Below are 15649 nucleotides of genomic sequence, written 5' to 3' on the forward strand. Positions count from 1 at the left end.
CATGTGCCTTGCCGTCCTCGCCCTGCATACCGTGCCGGGCATTCCCGTCCTGATCGCCGCCAACCGCGATGAATTTCATGCCCGGCCGACGCTGCCGGCGGCGCAATGGGCCGACGACGCCCGCGTCTACGGCGGCCGCGACGGCCTGGCCGGCGGCACCTGGATGGGCGCGACGCACGACGGCCGCTATGCGCTGGTCACGAACTTCCGCGAACCCGGCCGCCAGATCGCCGATGCGCCTTCGCGCGGCGCGCTGGTCGAGGACTTCCTGCGCGGCAATGCCGGCGCGGCCGACTACATCGCCGCCGCGCATGCCGCGGGCCAGGCCTACAACGGCTTCAACCTGATCGTGGGCGACGCCCGCGGCGCCTGGTACGCCAGCAACCGCGACGGCGCCCCGCGGCCCCTGGCGCCGGGCGTCTACGCCCTGTCGAACCACCTGCTGGACACGCCGTGGCCCAAGCTGGCCCGCACCAAGGCCGCGTTCGAGCGCGTGCTGCGGCATGCGCCGCAGCCCGACCTGCCCGCGCTGTTCCAGGCGCTGGCCGACCGCAGTCCGGCCGACGACGCCGACCTGCCCGCCACCGGTTTGGCGCCGGATCGCGAAAAACTATTGAGCAGCCCGTTCATCGTCAGTCCAAACTATGGCACCCGCAGCTCCACCGTCCTGGCGCTATGCGACGACGGCAGCGGCCAGCTGACCGAAAAGCGCTTCGCGCCCGACGGCTCGGCCAGCGGCGAGAGCGCGCTGGCGTTCGCCTGGCGCGATGGCGCCGCCAGCGATATGCTCGGATAGGCCGGCCGCCCGGGGCCTGCCTGTCGGCAGGCCCGCTCGGCAGGCCCCCTCATGAGCCCGGAAATAGTGGCCGCCAGCGACGAACTCGCCGCCAGCCCTGCGGTCGAAACCCTTGTTGCCCGATCATCCCTTGAAGGAGCTTCTCATGAACAAGCGCATCGAACGCGCCACCCTGGCCGCCGCAATGGCCCTGGGCACGCTGGCCTTCGCCGGCGTGCTCTCCACCGCGCAGGCCGCCCTGCCGCCGGTCAAGCACCAGGGCACGGTGCAGTACGTCAGCGGCGGCATCGGCCTGGACGAATCCGAAGCCCTGAAAGCCGCCGCCAAGGACTACCCGCTGGCGCTGACCTTCGCCGCCCAGCGCGACGGCAAGGCCGACTACGTCGCCAACGTCGCCGTCAGCATCCACGATGCGCACGGCAAGCAGGTGCTGCAGGCCGAGGCCGAAGGGCCCTACATGCTGGTCAAGCTGCCGGCCGGCAGCTACAAGGTGTCCGCCACCTACGGCGGCAAGGCGCAGGAACGCGAGGTCAACGTGCAGAACAGCGGCACCGCCCGCGCCGTGTTCGAGTGGAAGTGACGCGCGCCTGAGACGAGAAACGCGCGGCGGGCACGCCGCGCAACGGGCCTAGACGCCCGAGAACAGGATGGCGATCGTGAAGCCCATGCTGATCGCCCAGACCAGCGAGCGCAACGCGCCCCAGCCGGCCAGGTACATCGCCAGGTAGCCCAGCCGCACGCCCAGCCAGCACGCCATCAGCGTGGCCACGTGCGCGGGCGGCGCCTGGTTGTAGAGCGCGAACAGCACCGCCGCGAAAAAGAACGGCAGGGCTTCAAACGTGTTGATCTGCGCGGCGTTGGCGCGCGCGCGCCAGCCTTCCTGCCGCGCCAGCCAGGCGCGCGGATCGTTGTTGTCGAACTTCTTGCCGCCGGCCTTGGCCACGATCGTGGACACGAACGGCAGGATCGCCGCCGCCAACATCAACCATGCGATCAATTTCATTGCTGCTCCTTGCGGGCGGACCCCGCCACGGGGCGGCGGGCCGTCGCCGCCGCTGCGGCATGGTCGCCTGAAAGCGCGGAAATGAAAAGCCCGGGCGCTTACACTTGCCGCTTTGCGGCGGCGCCGCGCCAGCAAGCACGGGCCGGCGCCGCCGTCCGCGCCCTGGAAGAGTCATGCCCCTCGCTTCACCCGGATCCCTGCTGTTCCTGGCCGCCGCCCTGCTGTGGCTGCCCGCCGCCCGCCCCTGGGCGCTGCTGCCGCTGGCGGCCGCCTACGCCTGGGCCTGGACCCAGGGCGGCATCGAACCCGTCGCGCTGGCCTGGCCGGCCCTGCTGGCGCTGGCCGCGCTGATGGTCCGGCCCGGCGGCGCGCCCGCCCTGCGGGCCGCCGGCCATGCGCTGTTCGTCACGCTGGCCGTACTGCTGTTCCTGCATTGGCTGCCGGGGTTCCACAATCCGCTGGTGATCCCGCGCGCGGCGCTGACGCCGGACGCGGTGCCCTTCGGCATGTACCTGAACCTGGACAAGCCGCTGGTGGCGTTCTGGGTGGTGCTGGCCGCCGCGCCCGCGATGGCCGGCGCCAACCCGCGCGCCACCATCGCGTCGGCGCTGGGCGCCTGCGCGGCCGCGGTCGTGGTCTGCCTGGGGTTGGCCCTGGCCTTGGGGGTGGTGGGATGGGCGCCGAAATGGCCCGACTCGGGCTGGCTCTGGCTGATCAACAACGCGCTGCTGGTGACGCTGGCCGAGGAAGCGCTGTTCCGCGGCTATGTGCAGCAACGGCTGGCGCGGTGCTGGCGCGACCGCCCCTGGGGCGCCACCGCCGCGCTGCTGGTCGCGGCGCTGCTGTTCGGGCTGGCGCACTATGCCGGCGGCTGGCAGTGGGTCCTGCTGGCCGGCGTCGCCGGCGTGGCGTACGGCCTGGCCTATCGCCATGGCGGACTGGCGGCCGCGGTGCTGGCCCATCTGGGCCTGAACGCGGCGCACTACGGCCTGTTCACCTATCCGATGCGCGCCGCGCTGCATTGACGCGCGGCGGCCCCGGCCGCGACCGGGACCGCCGCGCTTCGGACTCAGGCCGCCAGGGCCGGGTAGTCCGTGTAGCCGGTCGCGCCGGCGGCGTAGAAAGTCGACGAATCCGGCGCGTTCAGCGGCGCCTTCAAGGCGAAGCGCTGCGCCAGGTCGGGGTTGGCGATGTACTGCACGCCGAACGCCACCGCGTCGGCGCGGCCCGCGGCGATCGCCGCCTCGGCCGATTCGCGCGTGAAGCCTTCGTTGGCGATGTACACGCCGCCGAACGATTCCTTGAGCTGCGGACCGAGGCTGTCGGCGCCCTCGTGCTCCCGCGCGCACAGGAACGCCAGGCCGCGACGGCGCGCCGCGCGCGCCACATAGTTGAAGGTCGTGGCCGGATCCGAATCGCCCATCGTATGGGCATCGCCGCGCGGCGACAGATGCAGGCCGACCCGGCCCGCGCCCCACACGCCGACGCTGGCGTCCACCACTTCCAGCATCAGGCGGGCGCGCGCTTCGAGCGAGCCGCCGTAGCCGTCGGTGCGGTGGTTGGTGCTGTCCTGCAGGAACTGGTCCAGCAGATAGCCGTTGGCGCCGTGCACTTCGACGCCGTCGAAACCGGCTTCCTGCGCCAGTTGCGCGCCGCGGCGGTAGGCCTCGACGATGCCCGGGATCTCATCGGTCTCGAGCGCGCGCGGCACCACATAGCCGCGCTGCGGACGCACATGGCTGACATGGCCGCCCGCCGCGATCGCGCTCGGCGCCACCGGCAGCTCGCCATTCAGGAAGATCGGATCCGAAATGCGGCCCACGTGCCACAGCTGCGCGAAGATGCGGCCGCCGGCTTCATGCACCGCCGACGTCACCTTGCGCCAGCCCTTGACCTGCTCCTGCGACCACAGCCCCGGCGTGTCGGCATACCCCACGCCCTGCGGCGTCACCGAGGTGGCCTCGGTCAGGATCAATCCGGCGCCGGCGCGCTGGACGTAATACTCGACCATCAGGTCGTTCGGCACCCGGCCTTCGCTGGCGCGCTGGCGCGTCAACGGGGCCATGATGATGCGGTTGGGCAGGGTCAATTCCCCCACTTGCAAGGGTTCGAACAGCAGGCTCATACAAACAATCCTTGTGCCCGGCGGGCGGGCGCTGGGTAGCGGCGGCAGGCTACATGTCTTGATTCAATTGCAGCAGGAACGCGGCAATCACGGGTTCATTGCGACGGAAGAACACCCACTGCCCCACCTTGGTGGCCGAAATCAGCCCCGCGCGCTGCAGCACCGCGAGGTGCGAAGACACGGTGGACTGCGACAGCCCGCAGCGCCCATCGATATGGCCCGCGCACACCCCGTGTTCGAAGGTATGCCCCGGCCGCTCCTCGAAGTGCGCCTGCGGCGTCTTCAACCACCCCAGGATCTCGCGGCGCACGGGATTGGCCAACGCCTTGAGAATGGCGTCGACATCAATGTCCGTGGTGGCCTCGATGGCGGTGGAAGCAGTGGTCGTCATATTGAAATATCGCAATTTATCGAATCTTATATCGAGACATCCCGATATATAGTCATACCCCTGCCGACAGAGGGGCCTTCTTCGGAACCGACTCCGCACCGGCCCCGCCCCCAATAACGGCCCGTCCACTACCGGCCGTCCGCAGGCAGGGAGACCGTCACTCCCCCTGCACCCGCCCCCGCAACCGCTTCACCTCGCCATGCGACACCTTGCGCTGCACCCGCCGCCGCTGCGACGCCCGCGTCGGCTTCGTCGCCCGCCGCGGCTTCTCCACCTTCGCCGCCGCCCGCACCATCCCCACCAGCCGCTCGATCGCCTCCGCCCGGTTCTTGTCCTGGCTGCGGAACGACTGCGACTTGATGACGATCACCCCATCCTTGGAAATACGATGGTCGCTCATCGCGCCCAACGCATCCTTGATGTCGGCCGGCAACGACGACGCCCGCACATCGAACCTCAGATGCACCGCGCTCGACACCTTGTTGACGTTCTGCCCGCCCGCGCCCTGCGCCCGGATCATCGAGAACTCAATCTCGCGCTCGTCGATATAGAGAGAATCTTGAACATGAAACATAGCGCGAGAGTATATAAGCCTTCGCCAGGCCCAACGCCCCTCCGCGCATGCGCGCCGCGAACCCCATCCCAACACCCCACACCGCGTATGCCTGGAGCGGCCGCCCGGGCGGCCACTCCAGGCGGGCCCCGCAAACCCGGAAAAGCAGAAAAAGCCCACGACATCAAGGACATCCCCGACCCACATCCCCAAGAACGACTAAAATAACGCCCTTTTGCCCCACCCTAGGCGCTCGCCCCGAGCCCCTCCCCCCATGACCTACACCGCCAAAGAAATCTTCAAAACCCTGCAAGGCGAAGGCGCCCACGCAGGCCGCGCGGCGGTCTTCTGCCGGTTCGCAGGCTGTAATCTCTGGACCGGCCGCGAAAGCGACCGCGCCAGCGCCGCCTGCACCTTCTGCGACACCGACTTCATCGGCACCGACGGCGACGGCGGCGGTAAATTCGCCACCCCCGAACTGCTCGCCGACGCCATCGAAGCCGCCTGGGGCCCCGACACCGCCAACCGCTACATCGTCTTCACCGGCGGCGAACCCCTGCTGCAACTCGACGCGCCCCTGCTCGCCGTCGTCCACGCGCGCGGCTTCACCGTCGCCATCGAAACCAACGGCACCGTCCAGCCGCCCCCCGGCATCGACTGGATCTGCGTCAGCCCCAAAGGCACCGCGCCGGTCGTCATCGAACGCGGCAACGAACTCAAGCTGGTCTATCCCCAGGCCAACGCCCTGCCCCCGCGCTTCGAACACCTGGACTTCGAGCACTTCTTCCTGCAACCCATGGACGGCCCCGCCCGCCTGGCCAACACCGAACAGGCCGTCCAATACTGCATGCAGCACCCGCAATGGCGCCTGAGCCTGCAGACCCATAAATACATAGGCATTCCATGATTTCCGTGACCCGCAGGCTTGAATTCGACGCCGGCCACCGCATTCCCGACCACCGCAGCCAGTGCCGCAACATGCACGGCCACCGCTATGTGCTCGAAATCACCCTGACCGGCGACATCGTCCAGGCCCCCGGCGAATCCGACAACGGCATGCTGATGGACTTCGCCGACATCAAGCGCATCGCCAAGGCGAATATCGTCGACGTCTGGGACCATGCCTTCCTGGTCTTCGAGGGCGACACCGCCGTGCGCGGTTTCCTGGACTCGATGCCCGGCCACAAGACCGTGGTGCTGGACCGCATCCCCACCGCCGAGAACCTGGCCGCCATCATCTTCGAGATCCTGGCGCCGCACTACCACGGCCACTACGGCGCCGACCTGCGCCTGACCCGCGTGCGCCTGTACGAAACGCCCAATTGCTGGGCGGACTGCAACGGTTGATATCCCCGGGGCGGCCGGCATGGCTGCCCGCAAGTCGATGCGACCGCATGCGCTTGCCGCCTGGCGCGGCCACGCATGCCGATCGCTTGTTCCCCCGGCAGGCATGGACGATGGCCGCCCGCCTTTCCATCCACGGAAAGCCCGCCCCTGATTTTCCCGATTGAAAAAATCAATGGAGATCTTCGCCATTTTCAATTAATAGTAAGCTAATAGATAGGATACAATCTATTTCCATGGACACCCCCACCGACTCCCAACTCATGGCCACCACCGCAAACCTGATGGTGCTGTCGCGCGCCTATCGCGGCGCCGCCGACAAGGCGCTGGCCGACTACGGCCTGTCGCAAGCCACCGCCTGGCCCGTGATCCTGGCCGGCCGGCTGGGCGACGGCGTGCGCCAGGGCGCGCTGGCCGAGGCCCTGGGGGTCGAAGGCCCGTCGCTGGTGCGCGTGCTGGACCAACTGGTCGCCGCCGGCCTGATGGAACGGCGCGAAGACGCGCACGACCGCCGCGCCAAGACCCTGCACCTGACCGAGGCCGGCCACACCCTGCGCAAAGAGGTCGAGGACGTGCTGGTGGAACTGCGCCGCCACCTGTTCGACGGCGTCAGCGAAGCCGACCTGCAGGCCTGCCTGCGCGTGTTCGATTCGCTCAAGGCCGCGCTGGGCCGCGGCGCCGCCGGCGCGCAAGAGGATCCGCGGCCATGAAATACCTGCCCAACGTCCGCGAGACGATCTTCTCCCTCAAGAGCTACCTGAGCGCCATCATGGCGCTCTATCTTTCGTACAGCATCGGCCTGCCGCGTCCGTTCTGGGCCATGACCACCGCCTACATCGTGGCCCAGCCCTGGTCCGGCGCGGTGCGCTCCAAGGCGCTGTACCGCCTGGTCGGCACCTTCTGCGGCTCGGCCATGACCGTCTACATGGTGCCGCGCCTGTCGAACTCGCCGGTCGTCATGACCGCCGCCATGGTGGCCTGGGTCGGCTTCTGCCTGTACCTGTCGGTGCTGGACCGCACGCCGCGGTCGTACCTCTTCATGCTGGCCGGCTACACCGCCGCCATGATCGGCTTTCCCAGCGTCACCGACCCCTCGCAGGTGTTCGACACCGCGCTGGCGCGGGTCGAGGAAATCAGCCTGGGCATCGTCTGCGCCACGCTGATCCACAGCATCGTGCTGCCGCGCGGCCTGGCCCCGGCCCTGACGCTGCAGCTGGACAAGGCGGTGCGCGACGCCAAGCTCTGGATCCACGACACCCTCAGCGGCCAGACGACCGAACAGAAAGACCGCGACCGCCGCGTGCTGGCCAACGACATCACCCAGCTGCGCCTGCTGTCGACGCACGTGCCGTTCGACACCGGCAACCTGCGCTGGACCGCCGGCGCCGTGCGCGCCATGCAGGACCAGATCGCCGCGCTCACGCCCGCCGTGTCCGCCGTCGAAGACCGCATGCGCGCGCTGCAGGCCGACGGCCAGACCCTGCCCGAACCCGTGTCGCAAGTGCTGGCCGACATCTCCGAATGGATCAACGCCGGCGCCCAGGCCACCCACGAAACCGCCGTGCAATTGCGCGCCGCCGTCTCGCGCCTGACGCCCGCCATCGACAGCCACTCCGGCTGGCGCGATGCGCTGCTGGCCAGCCTGATGACGCGGCTGCGCGAACTGATCGACACCTATGACGAGTGCCTGGCGCTGCGCCGCGAGATCCGCGCCGGGCTGGCCGGCGCTCCGCTGCGCGCGCCGCGCGCCGCCACCAGCACGCCCAATCGCGCGCTGCACCGCGACCACGGCATGGCGCTGCTGTCGGCCGCCGCCGCCGGCGTCGCCATCTCGGTGGTCTGCGCCTTCTGGATCGGCACCGCCTGGAGCAACGGCGCCACCGCCGCGCTGATGGCCGCCATCTTCAGCTGTTTCTTCGCCTCGCAGGACAACCCGGTGCCGGGCATCATGCAGTTCCTGACCTACACGGTCTATTCGATTCCGCTGTCGGCGCTGTACCTGCTGGGCATCATGCCGGCCATCCATTCGTTCGAGATGCTGGCGCTGGCGATGCTGCCCACGGCCTTCGTCATCGGCATCTTCATTGCGCGCCCCACCTCCGCGGGCAAGGCCATGGCGATGCTGTTCGGCTTCCTTGGAACCATGGCGCTGCAGGACACCCACACCGCCGACCTGGTGTCGTTCCTGGACACCCAGGTGGCGCAGTGCATGGGCGTGGCCGCCGCCGCGATCATCGCCGCCATCTTCCGCACCGTCAGCGCCGACTGGAGCGCGCGCCGCATCCAGGCCGCCAACTGGCACGAACTGGCGATGCTGGCCAGCTCGCCGCGCACCCCGGCGCGCCACACCTACGCCGCCCGCATGCTCGACCGCATCGGCCTGCTGCAGCCGCGCCTGGCGCTGGCCAAGCGGCCCGACGACCTGGTCGCCGCCGACGCGCTCAAGGACCTGCGCGTGGGCCGCGACATCACCGAACTGCAACGCGCGCGCCGCCATCTGCCAATGGCCGACGCCAGCATCGCGCCGCTGCTCGACAGCCTGGCGCAGTTCTTCCGCGCCCGCTCGGCCTGGCGCGGCGGCGACAAGACGCCGGACATGCTGGCGCAGATCGACCGGGCCCTGGCCAGCGTCACCGCCACCCCCGGCACCGTCGCCGCGCGCGACCGCGCGGTGGTGGCCCTGGTGGGCCTGCGCCGCGCCTTCTTCCCCGACGCGGCCGACTATCAACCCGCCCATCCCACGCTGGAAACACCATGATCGGCGAATTCAATCTCTACGGCATCTACTTCCCCTGGCTGCTGGTGCTGGGCGTGGCCACCCTGGCCGTCGCCTGGGCCGTGCGCCGCGTGCTGGCGCGCGCCGGGCTGTATCGCCTGGTCTGGCACCCGGCGCTGTTCGACCTGGCGCTGTTCGTGGTGCTGTTGTATGGCGTCTCCCTGATTTCCCCTTATTTTCTGCAGAGATAGGTATGAAACTCCCCAATGCCCTGCGCCCCGCCGCCATCGGCAAATTCGCGGTGACCGCCGCCGTCGTCGCGGCCGCCGTCTACGCCGGCTGGCAGCTCTGGGTGCACTATGAAGTCGAACCCTGGACCCGCGACGGCCGCGTCAAGGCCTATGTGGTGCAGGTGGCGCCGGACGTGTCCGGCCTGGTCACCGCCGTGCCGGTGCGCGACAACCAGGACGTGAAGGCCGGCGACGTGCTGTTCGAGATCGACCGCGCCCGCTTCCAGCTGGCCTTCGACCAGGCCGAAGCGTCAGTGCGCTCGCAACAGGTGGCGCGCGAACAGGCGCTGCGCGACGCCAAGCGCAACCGCTCGCTGGGCCAGCTGGTGGCCGCCGAGACGCTGGAACAGAGCCAGACCAAGCTGCAGCAGACCGAGGCCGCGCTGGCCCAGGCCGAGGTGCAGCTGAACACCGCGCGCCTGAACCTGGAACGCAGCCGCGTGCTGGCCGTGACCGACGGCCGCGTCACCAACCTCGACCTGCGCGCCGGCTCGTACGCCAGCGCCGGCCACGGCGTGATGGCGCTGGTCGATGCCAGCTCGTTCTACGTCGAAGGCTATTTCGAGGAAACCAAGCTGCCCGGCATCCACGAAGGCGATCCCGTCACCGTCACGCTGATGGGCGACAGCCGCCACATCCGCGGCCACGTCGAGAGCATCGCGCTGGGCATCGCCGACCGCGACCGCAGCACTGGCGCCAACCTGCTGCCCAACGTCAACCCGACCTTCAACTGGGTGCGCCTGGCGCAGCGCATCCCGGTGCGCGTGAAGATCGACGAGGTGCCCGCCGGCGTGCGCCTGGTGGCCGGCCAGACCGCCACCGTCGCGGTCGGCGCGGCGGCCGCGCCCGCGCAAACGCAGGCAAAAACGCAAGCACAAACACGAACGCAAACCGACGCGCGCCAACCTTCTTGAGCGCGCCCTTTCCGCAACCCCTCAACCTCCTAGACAACGCCAAGCCGTAATCGCCATGAACACCAGATTCTTCCTGCCGCTGATGCTGTCCGCCGCGCTGGCCGGATGCGCCGCCGTGGGCCCTGACTACCAGGTGCCCGCCGGATCGGCCGCCACCCGGCCCAGCGCGCAGGCGCCGTTCGCCGAGGCGCAGGCAAGCGTGTTCCAGCGCGACCAGGTGCCCGGCCACTGGTGGCGGCTTTATAACGATCCGGTGCTCGACGGGCTGGTGGAAAAGGCGCTGGGCGCCAACACCGACCTGCGCGTGGCCAGCGCCAACCTCGAACGGGCCCAGGCCGCCGTGCGCGAGACCGAGGCGCAGCAGCAGCCCAGCCTGGGCGTGAACGCCTCGCCCACCTTCGGCCACGTGTCCGGCATCCAGGAACTGGCGCCCGGCATCGATCCGCCCAACCGCTGGTCGTACTCGGCTGGCGCCAGCATGTCGTACCAGCTGGACCTGTTCGGCCAGATCCGGCGCGCCGTGGAAGCGGCCGGCGCCGACGCGCAGTCGGCGCAGGCGGCCTACGACGCCACCCGCGTCACGGTGGCGGCCGAGACCGCGCGCGCCTACGCCAACCTGTGTTCGGCCGGCATGCAGCTGGCCTCGGCCGAGCACTCGGTCAAGGTGCAGCAGGAATCGCTGGACGCGGTCAGCCGGCTGCAACGCGCCGGCCGCGGCACCGCGCTCGACGTTACCCGCGCCCGCAGCCAGCTGGAACAGCTGCGCGCCAACCTGCCGCCGTTCCAGGCGCAGCAGCGCACCGCGCTGTATCGCCTGGCGGCCCTGACCGGCCAGACTCCCGGCGAGATCCCGACCTCGCTGCTGCAATGCGCCACCGCGCCGCGGCTGAGCCAGACGATTCCTGTAGGCGATGGCGCCGCGCTGCTGCGCCGCCGTCCCGACATCCGCCAGGCAGAGCGCACGCTGGCCGCCGCCACCGCGCGCATCGGCGTGGCCACGGCCGACCTCTACCCCAAGATCACGCTGGGCCTGTCCGGCGCCTCGGGCGGCCCGGCCGCCATGTTCGGCGACCGCGGCACCTTCAGCTGGAGCGTCGGTCCGCTGATCTCCTGGACCCTGCCCAACACCGGCGCGGTGCAGGCGCGCATCGCCGAAGCCGAGGCCAACACCAAGGCCGCGGTGGCGCGTTTCGACGCCTCGGTGCTGAACGCGCTGCGCGAAACCGAGAGCGCGCTGGTGGTGTACGCGCGCCAACTCGACCGCGAGACCTCGCTGCGCGCCGCGCGCGACCAGGCCGCCCAGGCCGCGTCGCAGGCGCGCCAACTGTTCCAGTACGGCAAGACCGACTACCTGACCGTGCTGGATGCCGAACGCACGCTGGCCGCCAGCGAAAGCGCGCTGGCCGCCAGCCAGGCCGAGCTCAGCAACGACCAGATCGCCGTGTTCCTGGCGCTGGGCGGCGGCTGGGAAAAGTAAGCGCCGCGAGCGGCGTCCGGGCGGCCAGGCCGCCAGGGCGCCGCCGGCCTGTTGTCTTTTCTCCCTCCAGGGCGCGACCCGCCGGCTTGCCCGCAGCGGCCCTCGCGCACGCTTCCAGGGCATCACGCCCTTCCCCCCCTTTGCATGGATCGCGCCACGCCCCGGTGCGCGTGATCGTGTCGCGTCTCCATCTCCACGAACGAGCGACGTCTGCGGATGCCTCCCTGGCGGACGCACATCCTCCGCGCCTCCCCTTTGGCGAACCCGCCTCGCTCCTCCCGATTCAAATTAGTTTCCACAATATGGAGACAGCATTGTTGAGACGAAGCCGCGCCTCTTAGAATCAGCTCCATACGATTATTCCAATTCAAACAGAGACAAATCGATTTCCCTGAGAACGCCCGCACAGGCGAGGAAATCGAACCAAATATCCACAATATGGAAAACAAGAATCACACCGAGGCTGCCCGCATCCTCGACAGCATCACCAAGCTGGCGCCCGAAGACGTCGGCCGCGTGGTGATCGCCGCCTCGCACGGCGGCGACTACGCCGCCTATTGCGCGGCCCGCGGCCGGGTGCGCGCAGTGGTGCTGAACGACGCCGGCGTCGGCTGGCAGCGGGCCGGCATCGCCGGGCTGGACGACTTGCAGCAATGGGGCGTGGCCGCCGCCACCGCCGACTACCGCAGTTGCCGCATCGGCGACGGCGCCGACATGGCGCGCCACGGCATCCTCAGCCACGTCAACGAACTTGCCCACGCGCTCGGCTGCCGGCCCGGCATGGCCGTGGCGCAGGCCGCCCAGCGGCTCGCCGCGGCCGACATGGCGCCGACCTGGCCGGCGCCGCGCCATGAAGCGCGCACAGTCCTGGTCGCGAACGCCGACGGCGCGCCCCTGGTGATCGGCGCCGACTCGGTCTCGCTGCTGGAAGCGGCCGACGACGGCCTGATCGCCGTCACCGCCTCGCACGGCGAACGGCTGGCTGGCCTGGCCACCGACGGCGTGCGCCCCGTGCCCCGGCTGGTGACCTTCAACGACGCCGGCATCGGCAAGGACAGCGCCGGCATCGGCCGCCTGCCGCTGCTGCAACGGCGCGGCATCGCCGCGCTGACGGTGTCGGCCCACAGCGCGCGCATCGGCGATGCCCGTTCCTGCTACGAGGACGGCCTGGTGTCGTGCACCAACGCCCGCGCCCGCGAACTCGGCTGCCGCATCGGCGCCCCCCTCAGAACCTTTATCGACGCCCTGCTCGCAGGGCGCGCAACCTGCCAGGAGCACCCTCCGCATGTCGGAAACCCTTGAAATCACCGGCGGCGAAGCCATCGCCCGCATGTTCGCGGCGCATGACGTCGGCCTGATGTTCGGCATGGGCGGCTTTCAGCTGCTGCCGTTCTACGACGCGGTGCGGCGCCTGAAGCTGAACCACAACCTGATCAACGACGAACGCTGCGCGGTGTTCGCCGCCGACGCCTACACCAAGGTCAGCGGCCGCCCCGCCGTGTGCGACGCCACGCTCGGCCCCGGCGCCACCAACCTGGTCACCGGCCTGGCCGAGGCCTACAACGCCGGCACCGCCATGGTGGCGCTGGTGGGCGACTCGCACCGCATGCATTCGTGGAAAAACATGACGCAGGAAGCGCGCCAGCTGGAAGTGCTGCGCCCGGTGGTCAAGGACGTGCTGCGGGTCGAGAAGATCGAGCGCATTCCCGAACTGGTGCGGCGCGCCTTCGCGGTCGCCACCAGCGGCCGGCCCGGCCCGGTAGTGCTGGACGTGCCCGAGGACATCGCCCACGAGGTCCATGCCTTCGACGCCGACGCCTTCCACGCCAGCGCCACCTATCGCCGCGCGCCCGCCCTGCGCTGCCGCCCCGATGCCGAGGCGCTGGCGCAAGCCGCCGCCATGCTGGCCGGCGCCGACCGCCCGCTGATGCTGTGCGGTGGCGGCGTGCACATCAGCGAGGCCGCCGAGGCCGTGCAGGACTTCGCCCGGCGCTACAACATCCCGGTCGCTCACACCATGAGCGGCAAGGGCGCCATCGCCTGCGACGATCCGCTGAACGCGGGCCTGTTCGGCCGCTACAGCCGCATCGCCAACGACCTGATCGCCAAGTCCGACTGCCTGTTCGTGGTGGGCTGCAAGCTGGGCGAAGTGGCCACGCGCCGCTACGACCTGCTGGCCACCGGCGCGCCCATCATCCACCTGGACATCGTGGCCGAGGAATTCGACCGCACCACCACGCCCACGCTGCGGCTGTGGGGCGACGCCCGCGCCACGCTGGCCGAGCTGGACCAGGGCCTGGCCGCCCTGCCCGACCACGGCGCCGCCCGCCGGGAAGACTACGCCGCCGAAGTCGGCCAGGCGATGCACACCTGGCGCGAATCGGTGCACGCCAAGCTGACCTCGGCCGACCGGCCCATCGGCATGGCGCGCCTGATGCACGAGATCAACGCCAGCCTGCCCGCGGACGGCGTGCTGGTGGCCGACGGCGGTTTCGCCGCGCACTGGGGCGGCCTGCTGTTCGACACCAAGCGCGCCGGGCGCGGCTTCGTGCCGGACCGCGGCTTCGCGTCCATCGGCTACGGCATCCCCGGCGCCATCGGCGCGGCCGCGGCGGCGCCCGGACGGCAGGTGATCAGCCTGACCGGCGACGGCGGCTGCAACATGTCGCTGGGCGAACTGGAAACCGCGGTGCGCATGGGCCTGGCCTTCACCCTGGTGGTGGTCAACAATGCCGCCTCGGGCTATATCAAGGCCTTGCAGCACCTGATGTACGGCAGCGGCAGCTACCAGTCGTCGGACCTGGCCGAGACCAACTACGCCAACGTTGCCCGCGCGCTGGGCTGCAACGGTATCCGGGTGGAGGACCCGGCCGAGATCCCGGCCGCGCTGGCCGCCGCCTACGCCTGCAAGGACCGCCCCACCGTGCTGGACGTGGTGGTGACGCGCGACCCCGCCCACATGCTGCCGGGCGTGGACAGCCGGGCCGCCAAGATCAAGCCGGGCGATCGCATCGCCTGAGCCTGAATAAAAACACAGACATTCCAAGCGAGGAGACAACCCATGAAGATCCGTACCTGGCTGACCGTGGCCGCGACCGCCGTGGCCACCGTGCTGGCCGCCCCCGCCAGCGCCCAGAGCAACTATCCCGACCGCCCGATCCGCCTGATCGTGCCCTTCCCGCCCGGCGGCACCTCCGACGTGGTCGGCCGCATCTTCGCCGAGGCGCTGGGCAAGCAGATCGGCCAGCCCGTGGTGGTGGAAAACCGCGGCGGCGCCGGCGGCACGGTCGGCTCGCGCGCGGTGGCCAGCGCCACGCCCGACGGCTACACGCTGCTGCTGGGCACCTCCAGCACCAACGGCACCAACTCGGCGGTCTACAAGAACCTGCCGTACGACGCCATCAAGGACTTCACCCCGGTCACGCAGATCATCCGCGTGCCGGGCGTGATCGTGGTCAACAAGGACTTCCCGGCCAAGGACTACGCGGCGTTCGTGGCGCTGGTCAAGGGCGCGCCGGGCAAGTATTCGTACGCCTCGTCGGGCAACGGCGGCGCCACCCACATGGCGATGGAATACTACAAGTCGCTGTCGGGCCTGGACATGATGCACGTGCCCTACCGCGGCACCGGCCCGGCGCTCAACGACGTCATCGCCGGCCAGGTGCCGATCCTGTGGGACACGGCGGCCTCGTCGATGGCGCACATCCAGTCGGGCAGCCTGCGCGCCATCGTGGTGGCGGCCCGGAAGCGCCTCCCGCAACTGCCCGACGTGCCCACCTTCGCCGAAGTCGGCCTGCCGACGTATGACGCGGAGATGTGGAACGGCCTGCTGGCCCCGGCCGGCCTGCCCGCGCCGGTCCTGGCCAAGCTCAGCGAAGCCTCGCGCCGCGCGCTGGCCGACCCCGAAGTGCAGGCCAGGTACGCCGGCGTGGGCGCCTATGTGGTGGCCGACAAGCCGGAAGCTTTCGCCGCCATGATCAAGGAAGACGTGGCCAAGTGGAAGAAGGTGGCCGAGTTCGCGCACATCTCGGTGGACTGAC

Annotated in this window: 17 protein-coding genes; 13 read left to right on the forward strand and 4 right to left on the reverse strand. The window is 70.0% G+C overall.

Going from position 1 to position 15649, the window contains the following annotated elements:
• Position 1: 1 nt before the first annotated feature.
• Entirely contained in the window at positions 2-796 is a 795-nt protein-coding gene (locus tag I6I07_RS25650) for an NRDE family protein (RefSeq protein ID WP_198484247.1), read from the forward strand.
• Positions 797-941: 145 nt separating this feature from the next.
• Positions 942-1376 carry a carboxypeptidase-like regulatory domain-containing protein gene (locus tag I6I07_RS25655; protein WP_198484248.1) on the forward strand — a complete coding sequence of 145 codons (435 nt, stop codon included), beginning with the start codon at positions 942-944 and terminating at the stop codon, positions 1374-1376.
• A gap of 48 nt (positions 1377-1424) precedes the next feature.
• Here the strand turns inward: I6I07_RS25655 and I6I07_RS25660 are convergent, their stop codons facing one another.
• A complete protein-coding gene (locus tag I6I07_RS25660; protein WP_198484249.1) occupies positions 1425-1799 on the reverse strand; it encodes an MAPEG family protein in 375 nt (124 codons plus the stop codon).
• A gap of 173 nt (positions 1800-1972) precedes the next feature.
• Here I6I07_RS25660 and I6I07_RS25665 point away from each other — a divergent pair, with 173 nt between their 5' ends.
• Positions 1973-2824 carry a CPBP family intramembrane glutamic endopeptidase gene (locus I6I07_RS25665; protein WP_198484250.1) on the forward strand — a complete coding sequence of 284 codons (852 nt, stop codon included), beginning with the start codon at positions 1973-1975 and terminating at the stop codon, positions 2822-2824.
• Between the two features lie 44 nt (positions 2825-2868).
• Here I6I07_RS25665 and I6I07_RS25670 read toward each other — a convergent pair whose 3' ends face one another.
• The 3 genes from I6I07_RS25670 to arfB all read right to left on the reverse strand — a co-directional run bounded on the left by I6I07_RS25670 (position 2869) and on the right by arfB (position 4889).
• Complete coding sequence (locus I6I07_RS25670; protein ID WP_198484251.1) at positions 2869-3924, reverse strand: alkene reductase; 1056 nt, start codon at positions 3922-3924, stop codon at positions 2869-2871.
• Between the two features lie 49 nt (positions 3925-3973).
• Complete coding sequence (locus I6I07_RS25675) at positions 3974-4315, reverse strand: ArsR/SmtB family transcription factor (RefSeq protein WP_198484252.1); 342 nt, start codon at positions 4313-4315, stop codon at positions 3974-3976.
• 157 nt (positions 4316-4472) lie between these two features.
• Entirely contained in the window at positions 4473-4889 is a 417-nt protein-coding gene (arfB, locus tag I6I07_RS25680; protein WP_198484253.1) for an alternative ribosome rescue aminoacyl-tRNA hydrolase ArfB, read from the reverse strand.
• A 253-nt stretch (positions 4890-5142) separates the two neighbouring features.
• Here arfB and queE point away from each other — a divergent pair, with 253 nt between their 5' ends.
• From queE to I6I07_RS25730, 10 genes are all read left to right on the forward strand, one after another.
• Complete coding sequence (gene queE, locus I6I07_RS25685) at positions 5143-5775, forward strand: 7-carboxy-7-deazaguanine synthase (RefSeq protein ID WP_006394622.1); 633 nt, start codon at positions 5143-5145, stop codon at positions 5773-5775.
• On the forward strand, positions 5772-6215 hold the full coding sequence (gene queD, locus I6I07_RS25690) for a 6-carboxytetrahydropterin synthase QueD (RefSeq protein ID WP_198484254.1): 444 nt from the start codon (positions 5772-5774) through the stop codon (positions 6213-6215). The genes queE and queD overlap by 4 nt, the downstream gene beginning before the upstream one ends.
• Before the next feature lie 233 nt (positions 6216-6448).
• The gene (locus I6I07_RS25695) at positions 6449-6922 is read left to right on the forward strand and encodes a MarR family winged helix-turn-helix transcriptional regulator (RefSeq protein WP_198484255.1); all 474 of its coding nucleotides are present in this window, start codon (positions 6449-6451) and stop codon (positions 6920-6922) included.
• Positions 6919-8970 carry an FUSC family protein gene (locus I6I07_RS25700; protein ID WP_198484256.1) on the forward strand — a complete coding sequence of 684 codons (2052 nt, stop codon included), beginning with the start codon at positions 6919-6921 and terminating at the stop codon, positions 8968-8970. The genes I6I07_RS25695 and I6I07_RS25700 overlap by 4 nt, the downstream gene beginning before the upstream one ends.
• Complete coding sequence (locus I6I07_RS25705; RefSeq protein ID WP_006394618.1) at positions 8967-9179, forward strand: DUF1656 domain-containing protein; 213 nt, start codon at positions 8967-8969, stop codon at positions 9177-9179. The genes I6I07_RS25700 and I6I07_RS25705 overlap by 4 nt, the downstream gene beginning before the upstream one ends.
• 2 nt (positions 9180-9181) lie before the next feature.
• A complete protein-coding gene (locus I6I07_RS25710) occupies positions 9182-10132 on the forward strand; it encodes an HlyD family secretion protein (RefSeq protein WP_198484257.1) in 951 nt (316 codons plus the stop codon).
• A gap of 55 nt (positions 10133-10187) precedes the next feature.
• Positions 10188-11609 carry an efflux transporter outer membrane subunit gene (locus tag I6I07_RS25715; protein ID WP_198484258.1) on the forward strand — a complete coding sequence of 474 codons (1422 nt, stop codon included), beginning with the start codon at positions 10188-10190 and terminating at the stop codon, positions 11607-11609.
• Between the two features lie 438 nt (positions 11610-12047).
• Positions 12048-12911, forward strand: coding sequence for a hypothetical protein (locus I6I07_RS25720; RefSeq protein ID WP_198484259.1), 864 nt, complete (start codon positions 12048-12050; stop codon positions 12909-12911).
• The gene (locus I6I07_RS25725; protein WP_198484260.1) at positions 12895-14628 is read left to right on the forward strand and encodes a thiamine pyrophosphate-binding protein; all 1734 of its coding nucleotides are present in this window, start codon (positions 12895-12897) and stop codon (positions 14626-14628) included. The genes I6I07_RS25720 and I6I07_RS25725 overlap by 17 nt, the downstream gene beginning before the upstream one ends.
• Before the next feature lie 42 nt (positions 14629-14670).
• Complete coding sequence (locus tag I6I07_RS25730) at positions 14671-15648, forward strand: Bug family tripartite tricarboxylate transporter substrate binding protein (RefSeq protein ID WP_198484261.1); 978 nt, start codon at positions 14671-14673, stop codon at positions 15646-15648.
• Position 15649 lies beyond the last annotated feature (1 nt).

This window comes from Achromobacter deleyi (assembly GCF_016127315.1).
GTDB lineage: Bacteria > Pseudomonadota > Gammaproteobacteria > Burkholderiales > Burkholderiaceae_B > Achromobacter > Achromobacter insuavis_A.